This is a genomic window from Pirellulales bacterium (assembly GCA_036267355.1).
GTDB lineage: Bacteria > Planctomycetota > Planctomycetia > Pirellulales > DATAWG01 > DATAWG01.
Genome location: DATAWG010000088.1, coordinates 54,991 through 65,065 on the forward strand (window position 1 = coordinate 54,991; position 10,075 = coordinate 65,065).

General features: G+C 61.3%; 7 protein-coding genes. 2 read left to right on the plus strand and 5 right to left on the minus strand.

Annotation, left to right across the window (positions count from 1 at the left end):
- Positions 1-153: 153 nt before the first annotated feature.
- From VHX65_14070 to VHX65_14085, 4 genes are all read right to left on the minus strand, one after another.
- A complete protein-coding gene (locus VHX65_14070) occupies positions 154-501 on the minus strand; it encodes a P-II family nitrogen regulator (GenBank protein HEX3999675.1) in 348 nt (115 codons plus the stop codon).
- Between the two features lie 1,170 nt (positions 502-1,671).
- Positions 1,672-3,819, minus strand: coding sequence for a fibronectin type III domain-containing protein (locus tag VHX65_14075; protein HEX3999676.1), 2,148 nt, complete (start codon positions 3,817-3,819; stop codon positions 1,672-1,674).
- 474 nt (positions 3,820-4,293) lie between these two features.
- Positions 4,294-5,904: a hypothetical protein gene (locus tag VHX65_14080; protein ID HEX3999677.1), complete on the minus strand. Its 1,611-nt coding sequence runs from the start codon at positions 5,902-5,904 to the stop codon at positions 4,294-4,296.
- A gap of 199 nt (positions 5,905-6,103) precedes the next feature.
- Positions 6,104-6,493: a hypothetical protein gene (locus tag VHX65_14085; protein HEX3999678.1), complete on the minus strand. Its 390-nt coding sequence runs from the start codon at positions 6,491-6,493 to the stop codon at positions 6,104-6,106.
- A gap of 262 nt (positions 6,494-6,755) precedes the next feature.
- Between VHX65_14085 and VHX65_14090 the strand changes: the two genes are divergently transcribed.
- Positions 6,756-7,901 (plus strand): potassium channel family protein, encoded by a 1,146-nt coding sequence (locus VHX65_14090; protein ID HEX3999679.1) that lies wholly within the window; start codon positions 6,756-6,758, stop codon positions 7,899-7,901.
- 174 nt (positions 7,902-8,075) lie between these two features.
- A complete protein-coding gene (locus VHX65_14095; protein ID HEX3999680.1) occupies positions 8,076-8,537 on the plus strand; it encodes an SRPBCC family protein in 462 nt (153 codons plus the stop codon).
- Positions 8,538-8,572: 35 nt separating this feature from the next.
- On the opposite strand, the gene guaA is transcribed toward VHX65_14095, so the two are convergent.
- Positions 8,573-10,075 (minus strand): glutamine-hydrolyzing GMP synthase (gene guaA / locus VHX65_14100; protein HEX3999681.1); only part of this gene is annotated, 1,503 nt, incomplete at its 5' end.

A 10,075-nucleotide genomic window follows, 5' to 3' on the forward strand; every position in this document is an offset into this window, starting at 1 on the left:
GCGCATGCACATTGGATCAATGCGTTCGTGAGGGCAACCCGCAAGAGAGCGCGTCCTCGCTTACGCTTCGGGCCAGTGTTGAGGGACGACCCGCAAGAGAGCGCGTCCTCGCTTACGCTTCGCGCCTAGTGTGGCATGATGAACAATCCGGCCTTAAATTGCTTCGCCGCCGCGTTCGCCGGTGCGGATGCGGATGCAATCTTCCAGCGGCAGGACAAAGATTTTGCCGTCGCCGATATCGCCGGATTTGCCGGTGCGGCCGCCGCGGATGATGGCGTTGATCGTCGGTTCGACGAATTCTTCGTTGACGGCGATTTGCAGTTGCACTTTCCGCAGCAGGTTCACGGCAATTTCGTGGCCGCGATACACTTCGGTGTGCCCTCGCTGCCGGCCGAAGCCTTGCACATCCATGATCGTAAGCCGAAAGACTTCGACTTCGGTGAGAGCGGCCTTGACGGCTTCGAGCCGGCTGGGCTGAATGATGGCAATAATGAGTTTCATCGAACGATCGCTCGGGGCCTTGCGTTGCCTTGATCGTAGTCGAGCCCAGCGCGCCGCTCAAGAGGCCAAGGCTACGACTACAGGCTTGGGCCTACAGGGCTAATTCCTCGGCCTCGACCTCGCAACCTCCGATGATCCCAGGTTCTTCGTCCTGCAGCCTACAGCCTCAAGCCTGTAGCCTTGGAAAAAAAGAATGCCCCGGCCTGGGCAGGCTAGGCGGAGCGCCTACCCAAGCCGTTGGGGCATCCTTCTGGTCCCGGCAGGGACCGAAGCTCGTGTGAGGGGATTTTTGTTCCGGTCCGCCCCCCGGGGTGCGCATCCGGCGCCCATGGCGCGGACCGGAAAAAAAGCGGCGTGCCGCAGGTTGCTTCGGGCCTGATGATCCCACCCACCGACCCAGCGAGACAGCGCCCAGAAGCCTCTCGTCAGCAACCTGCGACACGCCCGCACGCCCTACAGAGATCGGCCCCCAACGATGTTCGATTCGAAATGGCAGTGTCGCACTTCGTGTGCAACATCACTGTATTCGCAACCATCGCCGAAGTCCGCTAAAGATCCGATTCACCTCGTAAGAGAGATTGTTTGGCCGCTCTTCTTCACCGTTGGTGACCGCGCCTTGAAGAACCGCCATTGGACGCTGTGGCATTGCAATCTCTGTGCCAGCCAATTGCAAGCACGATCGCATCGACCACGAAGCCCGTTAAGGAAAAGAGCTTACATCAATTCATCACCGACAGAATATAATTGCAAGCGTTGGGGCGTTCGGCGCGTCTGCCCGTTTGCAATGCAAGCCGCGATGCGCGGGTAAGCAAAATTCTCGCGCACAAATCCCGAGCGAGCCATCCGCCGCCGAGATGCAGAAAACATTGTGCAAAAGCACCCGGGCGGTCCACGATTTAAGGACGGCGCTTCGTCAAAGACCAGGCATTGCCTCAGAAACACTAGCCCGAAGCGTCAGCGAGGGACGCCGATGACAGACGTTAATTTCTCTTCGATGCGGCTTTCGCGGATCTGCGGAATCGAGGGCGTGTGCAAATCGGCAAATGGACAGCCTTGTGGCGGTTCGTCCTCGCTAACGCTTCGGGCCAGTGTGCCGGTCGGCGGGTCTTCCGACCGGGTTGGCATTCGATTTGGCAGACGAAGCTTACCGGCCGATATGGCGGCCAGTTACTATACGACCCATCGCGTTTGGCTTGTCTCGGATTCGGCAAGCACATATTCGAGAGCCGACTTCGAGGGCGTGCTAGACGGCGTCGTGAGGCTGATCCAACCCGACGCGGCCGAGCTAGTGCTGTTCTCCGCCACCACCTCAAACTGGTAGGTCGTTCCGGCCGACATGCCGGAAATCGTCGCCGAGCTTGTGCTGCCGCTCACTGCGCCCAAATAAACCGCTTGCCGGCCGTTCCAATAATAAATCGCATATTCGGTCGCGCCCGGCGAATCGGTCCAAGAGAGCGTGCCTGCCGTGGACGAAGTTGCCGTGGCGGTCACTTTTGTCGGCGCGGCCAGAGCCACGGTCTTTGGCATCGTGACACTCGCGACATTGCTCGCCGCGCTTGTGGAGGTCGCGTTGTAGGCAACGACGTAGAACGATTCAGTAGCGCCCGGCGTCAGGCCGCTGATGCTGACCGACGTGGTTCCAGAGCTTCCAAGTTCCGTCACGCTGCTGCCGTTCTTTTCATAAATCAGATATCCGGTGGCGCCGGCCGAGGCGCTCCAAGATAGTGTGGCGGTCGTGCTGGAGGTGGCGATGGCTGCGGCATTCGTCGGTGCCGCGATCGCGACGGCGGCAGCTTGCGTGGTCGTGTTGAACCAAGGGGTCGTGCCAGAGCCGGCCGTGTTGCTTGCCACGATTTCGAATGCATACTTCGTCTTGGCGGCCAAGCCGGTGACGGAATACGATGCCGTCGAAGAGCCGACCGTACCGACGTCTACCACGTTTGGACTGCTTGCGGTTTGATTGGTGGCAGTTCCTTCAAACTCGTAGATCGTGTAGCCCGTCGCGCCGCTCGACAACGACCAGCTCAAATTGATCTGGCTGCTCGAGATTGCGGTCGCGGAATAGGTCGCTGGGGAAACGGGCGCGGAAACCGTGCCGCCGCCAGTCGAAGTCGAGGCGCCGTAGCCGGCCAGATACGGAATCAGCAGATTTGCGGCGGGAGTGCCGATGCCCGTGGCCAGGTCGTAGCCGGGGCCAGCCGATTCGTACTGTGTGCTGCCGACGGTGATGTCGTGGAAATCGGCGGCCGGAGCGGCATAGAGGGCGGCCAGTGTTTGCGACGCCCCGTTGAGCGTTCCCAAGCTCGCTGCGGCGCGGCCTTGATCGGCGATGGCAATCAAAGCGGCCCATTGCGGGGCGCCGGCGCTCGTGCCACCGACATCGATCCATCCGCCGGTGCCGTCGAACGAGTCGTAAACGGCGTATCCGACGCCCGCATCGTACGAAACATCGGGCACATCGCGGCCGGAGAATTCTTTGCTCACCCCGCCGCCGCCGCTATAGGTCGTTCCATCGGAAGTTTGCGGCTCCCAGGCCGTTTCGCTGCTGATCGTGTTGTTGGAATTCAAATACACGTCGGTGCCGCCGACGGCCAGCACATTGGGCGACTCGGCCGGGAAATTCGCCACGCCTTCGTCGCCCGTCGATGCGACGAATGTGATTCCCTGATGACCGCTGGGCGTAACCAGATATTCCGAACTGAGGGCCTGATCGTTGGCCGTGTCGGCAGTGCTGTCGTCGCTCCCCCAGCTCATCGAAATCACCGACACGCTGCTCAGGTTGCGGGCATAGTTGACCGCGGCGAATAGATTGGTATCCGAATCGCTACTGGCCTCGACCAGAATGATATTCGCGCCCGGAGCGATGGCATGCGCCCATTCGACGTCGAGCGATTCTTCGACCTCCCAGCCGGCGCTGGAGTCGGTGCTCGGCAACGTCGAACCGCCGCTCTCGTTCACGACCTTGAAGCTGGGGGGCGCGGCGATTCCATAAGCGCTGTCGAAGGTGGCCAGATCCGAGGCGATGTTTGGATCGTTGTAGGCATCGATGATGGCGATCGTTTCGCCGGCGCCATTGGCCGCGGCGGAGCCGAACGATGCCGTGCTGCTGAAACCGTAAGCCGTGCGAATCTCGGCCGGCGTGTAGCCGCTATTGGTCGAGCTTGAGGCGGCCTTCGTTGTCGCCAAAAATTTGATGTAGTCTGGCGTGAATCCGCTCGCAGACAGCATCTGCCGAGCTTCGAGCGATTCGAGATTCAGGCGTTGGGCGGTTCGGGCGTTCTTGGTCGAGTTTTTGCGTGAGTTCCGCTTCCGCAGCATGGCTGTCTTCCCGAGTGGGGATCCTGGATTTGTAGCTTGCCCGGCATGATCCAATCGCTTCGCGGGTCGTCTTGGGCGGCTGCGGCCGAATGCCATCAGGCCCGGATCGACAAATCCCTTCGAGTGCGGTCGGCTGACACCGCCGCAATTCCGCGCAAAACGCTTGGTGTTTTTGGGGCTCTGACTTTCACGTTCGCCGTTGCCGGCGATCGTGCTCCCTACGCTACTGGCTCAGCGTGGTCAGAATCCCCCTGTCCCCTTAGTCACCGATTATTCCGGTAGCCGACAAATTGGCAAGGATTTGGACATGAAATGTCCGGAAAATGCCGCGTGGCGGGTTCCGGTGGACACCGCCTCCAATAGATCAGTCGGCGCGGACGGCGCGCGATCGGCGGAAAATTCGTCGCGGGCCGTACACCTTATCAACCGCCCGATGCCCCCGGCAAATTCACAAAAACACCGGGCGCCATGGGATCAGAAGTTCACTTTGTACTTGAGCGACAGCTTCTGCCGGGTGGCGGCAGTGTCCTCGTCGATCTGCTGCATGATTTGGCTGGCCGACGCTCCGGCTTTGGCCGTTTCCTCGTGGCGGATGCCTGGTTTGCTCCTGTTCACCACGGTGTAGTTGTTGGTGACGTACGGGCGGTCGTGGCGGCCGGTTCCATTGCGGCCATGCCAGCCATAGGAGTATTTGTAGGCCAAGCCCTGGGTTTGCGTCACGTAGACGCGCCGCGGGCTAGCCTCGCGGGCCAACATTTGAACGTCGACGCCGCGAACCACGCTGCTTGCTTGGCGGAGCGCGTCGGCCGTCCGCTGCGCATAAGCAACCAATTCGGGATCGATGCCCAGCACGGGCAATTCGTCGATCCGGCGAGCGTAGGAATCATACCAAAGGGCGGTGCCGCCGAGCGTGGTCGCGTCGCCACTGCCGGATCGAAGATCGGAGATGTCGCCGGTGATCCGCTTGAAGAAGGCCTGAGCGGCCGCTACGTCGTTGAAGTAGGATTGCGCCGATCCGGTGGAAGCCGGATTTTCGGCCGGCGCCGTCAAGGGCGGCAGTGCGGTCGGCGGCGGCGGTTCGGGATGATTCGCGGCGGAAGCCGGCGGCGCTTCCGGCACTTTCTCGAACGACGGTGGACGATCGAACAAACTGAAGATGCGTTTCAGCCCGCTCGACGTTAGATAGCCTTCGAGCGTTATTTGCGGACCGGTCACGGTTGGCTTCCAATCTTGAAGTTCGCTGAGCATCGCGCCCCGTTTGGACAAGGCATGCAGCAACATAACCTTCGCCAACTCGGGCGGGATGCCGACGTTGTCGGAGAAATCGACTTTCACTTTGCCGAACGGCCTGTCGGCGAACGTAACGCCGAGCGTCAGGCCGCGGATTCCGGCGAACATTTTGGCCAGCCGCTCGAGCTCGGCCGCCGGCTGATCGGCAAACTTGTCGGACGCCTTCAGCGACGCCAGCACCTCATCCGGCGAGTGAATGTTCTCTAGATCGATGGCCAGGATAATCGGAGTACCCAGTTGGTTGGCGTAGCCATAGGCTTCGGTCAAATACGGCGACAAATCGGGCCGCTTTGCCGCATCGGTTTCGCGAATCCAGCGCCCCACCGATTGCCGGTCGGTAGGGGCCATCACGCCGACCAAGTCGGGAGCGAACTGCACCGCATAGGCGTCGGTGGGCAGGGCGACTGCCTTGTAGCTGCCGACGGTATCCAGCTTTCCGCCGCTCATCGTCGCCAAGTTCGACATGTCCGCATTGGCGTCGAGCCGCATGATGCTCGACTCCCACTGCGGAGCCATTTCTTGCAGATCCATCTGCGTTGCAAAGATGGCTTGCATGGCGTCGGGTGGGATGGCCGACAGCCCGGCGGCATACCGCTGCTCGTGTTTGGTCTTCCAATTTTGCTGGATGCCCTTGGGGCTATTGAAAATTTGGTCGACATTGAGCAGCACCAGCGCGTTGGCCCCGGCGGGGACGCGTTTGACAAGTTCGTCGAATTTCTGCCCGTATGCCGCCGCCGACGGCGCCAACGCAACTGCTGCCGCAACGATCAACCAACCGCAATTTCCGACTCGCATGCTTCGCTCCCGGTAGTAAAAGTCGCCGGCATTAAGCCGGCGAAGGCATCCGCAAAAACATCCAATCACTACCCATACTAACATCGCCCAGCGCGGATAGTTTCGCGAATTAGCCCTGAAGGGGGGCTAAAGCGCCATCCATTTGCGGCGATCTTGCGGGCAGCCATTGCCGGGGAACGAAGACTTCGGCTGACCGCGCCTATTCCTTCACGCGCGTGGCTTCCCAATCGCGGGTTTGGGCTTGGCCATTGCGCTCGAATTCCGTCTTGCCCTTGATCGTGTCGCCGCTGAGCTTGCCGGTGAATTTCGAGGTCATCTTATTGCCGTTGCGTTCTCGGGTGATCGAGAACGCGATGTCGCCGTCTTTGAAGGTGCCGTCTTGGATTTCCACGTCGCCATTGCGGCCGGCGATGCTTCCGGTGAGCTTGTCGCCTTCGAGTTTCAGCTTGAGCTTCACTTCGTGGGATTGATCGTTGAACTTGACCTCCCACTTCCAGGTGCCGGTCGGATTGTCCGCGGCTCGGGCCACATTCGCCATCGCCGCCGCCACGATCGCCAGCCCGAGCGCCACGGTCAAAAGTCGTCGCATCGGAAAATCTCCATGGAAAGGAAACAAGCCTTTGCGGTGCGCCCCCATGACGCTCGCCGGCTCGTCGGTAAGGGCAATGATAACCAGTTGCCGGAGGGAAGTGTTAGCACACGAAGGAAAATCTCGCGCGACTCTCGGCGCCGGCCATGGTGACCGTGAGCCGTCGATAGGGGTCGCCAATTCGCTGCGCGGCGTGGTAGTCTTTCCGCGAAACCGGTGATCGAATGCCGCGCGATTGCCCACATTCCGGAAGGAGAGCCGCATGGAGATTCTTGGGATCGTGCTCAGCGTGGGCCTGATCGTCGCCCTCCTGGTGGAAAGCTTCGAGACGATCGTCGTGCCGCGGCGCGTCGTGCATCGCTTTCGCTATGCTCGGCTCTACTACCGGATTAGCTGGCAAGCCTGGCGCAAATTTGCCGCTTTGTTTGCAAGCCAAAAACAGCGCGAGGCCATGTTGAGCTGGTTCGGCCCGCTCTCGTTGCTCGGCTTGTTTGCGTCATGGGCACTCGGGCTTGTGTTCGCGTTCGGATTGCTCCACTGGTCGATTCACAGTCCGCTCCAATCGCCGGGACATAACGAGAGCCTGGGCACGTATTTGTATATGAGCGGCGTGACTTTCTTTACGCTCGGCTATGGCGACGTTTGCCCGTTGGCCGGCTTCGGCCGCACGCTGGCGGTCGCCGAGTGCGGCATGGGGTTCTGTTTCCTTGCCGGTCTGATCAGTTATCTACCGCTGTTTTCGCAAGCGTTTTCGCGCCGCGAGGCGACGATCGCGCTGTTGGACGCCCGGGCCGGTTCGCCGCCGAGCGCTTCGCAAATGTTGCTGCGGCTGGCGCAGTCGGGCAATATCCGCGCGATCGATCCATTCTTGGCCGAATGGGAACGCTGGTGCGCCGAGCTGCTCGAGAGCCATCTCTCTTATCCGCTGCTGAGCTTCTATCGCTCGCAGCACTACAACCAATCCTGGCTTGCGGCTCTCACGGTAATCCTCGACACCTGCTCATTCCTCATCGTCGGCATCAAGGGAAGCGAGGCCTATCAAGCCCAACTGACGTTCGCGATGGCCCGGCATGCGGCCGTCGATCTGAGCCTGGTGATGAATGTTTCGCCCATGCCACTCGCCGCCGACCGATTGCCGCCCGACCAATTGCGAGGATTGCGCGATCAATTGCTCCGTGCCGGGATCGAATTGCACGAGGGCGAAATGGTGGACGCGCAGATCGGGCACCTGCGCGGCATGTACGAGCCGTTCGTCAACGGGCTGGCGGAGCGATTGCTCTTCACGTTGCCCGCGATCGTGCCGGCAAAGGAAAGTGCCGACAACTGGCAGCGCAGCCCGTCGATGCCCCGCACCCCCGGCATCGGCAGCCTCCCCGGCGGCGCGGTGGATCAGACCCACTTTGGATAAGCGTTGGCAGGGGCGCAACGACGGTCATCCGTGCAATTTGGTTGGTTATCACAAATCCGGCGAATGCGGTCACAAGAGTGGGGATCAGTTTATGCAGCACTCTGCGGCCGCGTTGGATTCCCCCAGTGAGCCGGCTGCGAAGCCCGACCGTTCGATTCAACTTGCGAGGTGCCTATGGCTGGTTTCCAAAATGAGACGGTTGTTGCAGCGCCGATCGACGCCTGCTTCGATCTCGCTCGAGACATCGATTTTCACTCGCGCTCTTTGCAGGGCACGAATGAAAGGGCCATTGCAGGGCGAGCGTCAGGTCTTATCGGCATGGGGGAGTCGGTCACCTGGGAGGCGCGGCACTTTGGCGTCCGGCAGCGATTGACCGTTGAAGTCACCGTGTTCGAACGGCCGTTTTATTTCCGCGACGTGATGACCGCCGGCGCGTTTCGGTCGTTTGCCCACGACCACCGATTCGTCGAGCGCAATGGCCGAACAGTGATGATCGACAAGGTCGAATTCCAGTCGCCGCTCGGTCCGCTGGGGCGCCTTGCAGACCGTTTATTCATGACCGGCTATCTACGGCGGTTGGTAGCAGCCCGTGCTCAGGCAATCAAGCACGAGGCCGAGGCAAGTGTGGTTAAGTAGAATGCCGACCAAGCGGCGAACCATTGCCAACGGCGCTATTCCCACTCGATCGTCGATGGCGGCTTCGAGCTGATGTCGTACACCACGCGGTTGACGCCCTTCACTTCGTTGATGATCCGCGTCGAGATGCGGCCCAAAAGATCGTAGGGCAAATGGCTCCAGTCGGCAGTCATGAAGTCTTCCGTTTCGACCGCCCGCACCGCTAGCACGTCTTCATACGTTCGCGCGTCGCCCATCACGCCCACGCTTTGCACCGGCAACAGCACCGCAAACACCTGCGCCGTTTGCCGATAGAGCCGGGCGGCTTTGATTTCGTCGACCACGATCGCGTCGGCCTCGCGGAGCGTGCTCAGCCGCTGCCGCGTCACCTCGCCGACGCAGCGCACCGCCAGGCCCGGGCCCGGGAACGGATGCCGCCACACGATCTCCTCCGGCAATCCGAGCTGCAGGCCCAGCTTACGCACCTCGTCTTTGAACAGGTCGCGGAGCGGCTCGATCAGTTCGAAGCCCAGCTTTTCCGGCAGGCCGCCCACATTGTGATGCAGCTTGATCGTCGCGGCGGGGCCATCCGCGGCCGCCCCGCTTTCGATCACGTCGGGATAAAGCGTTCCTTGGGCCAGGAAATGCGCCCCTTTGATGCGCGTCGCCTCTTCGGTGAAGCATTCGATAAACGCATGCCCGATCCGCAGCCGCTTGTCCTGCGGATTGGTGATGCCGTCGAGCGCCGTGAGGAACTTGTCTTCCGCTTGCACCACGTGCAGATCGGTGCGGAAATGGGTCGTAAACTCGCGGATCACCGATTCGGCCTCATCCTTGCGCAGCAGGCCGTTGTCGACCAGGATGCACGACAGTTGCGGTCCGATCGCTCGATACAAAAGGGCCGCAACGACCGACGAATCCACCCCGCCCGACAGTCCGCAGATCACGCGCCGATCGCCCACCTGCCGGCGCAGGCGATCGATCGTCTCGTCGGCAAAATCGCTGAGCCGCCACGCGCCGCTGCAGCCGCAAACGGTCGTGAGAAAGTTGGCGAGGATTTTCGTGCCGCGCGGCGTGTGTGTCACCTCGGGATGAAACTGCAGCCCGTAGATCGGCAAACTGCGATGCTTGATCGCCGCGATCGGGCAGGTGCTCGTTTGCGCCAGCGGCAGAAAGTCGCCGGAAACACGGGCCACCTGGTCGCCATGGCTCATCCACACTTCCGTCTCGTCGGCGATGCCTTCGAACAAATCGGCGTGCGACACGATCCGCACGTGGGCCCGGCCATATTCGCGGGCCGGAGCGCTTTCCACCTGCCCGCCCAATGCTTCGCAAAGCAACTGCATTCCATAGCAGATTCCGAGCACGGGAATGCCGAGCTCGAAAATCGCCGGATCGCAATGCGGAGCGCCGTTGTCATAAACGCTCGCCGGGCCGCCGGAAAGAATCAATCCGCGCGGCGCCAATTCTTGCACCCGGGCCGCCGTGATGTTGTGCCGCACGATCTCGCAATACACGCTCTGCTCGCGCACCCGCCGGGCGATCAACTGGGCGTATTG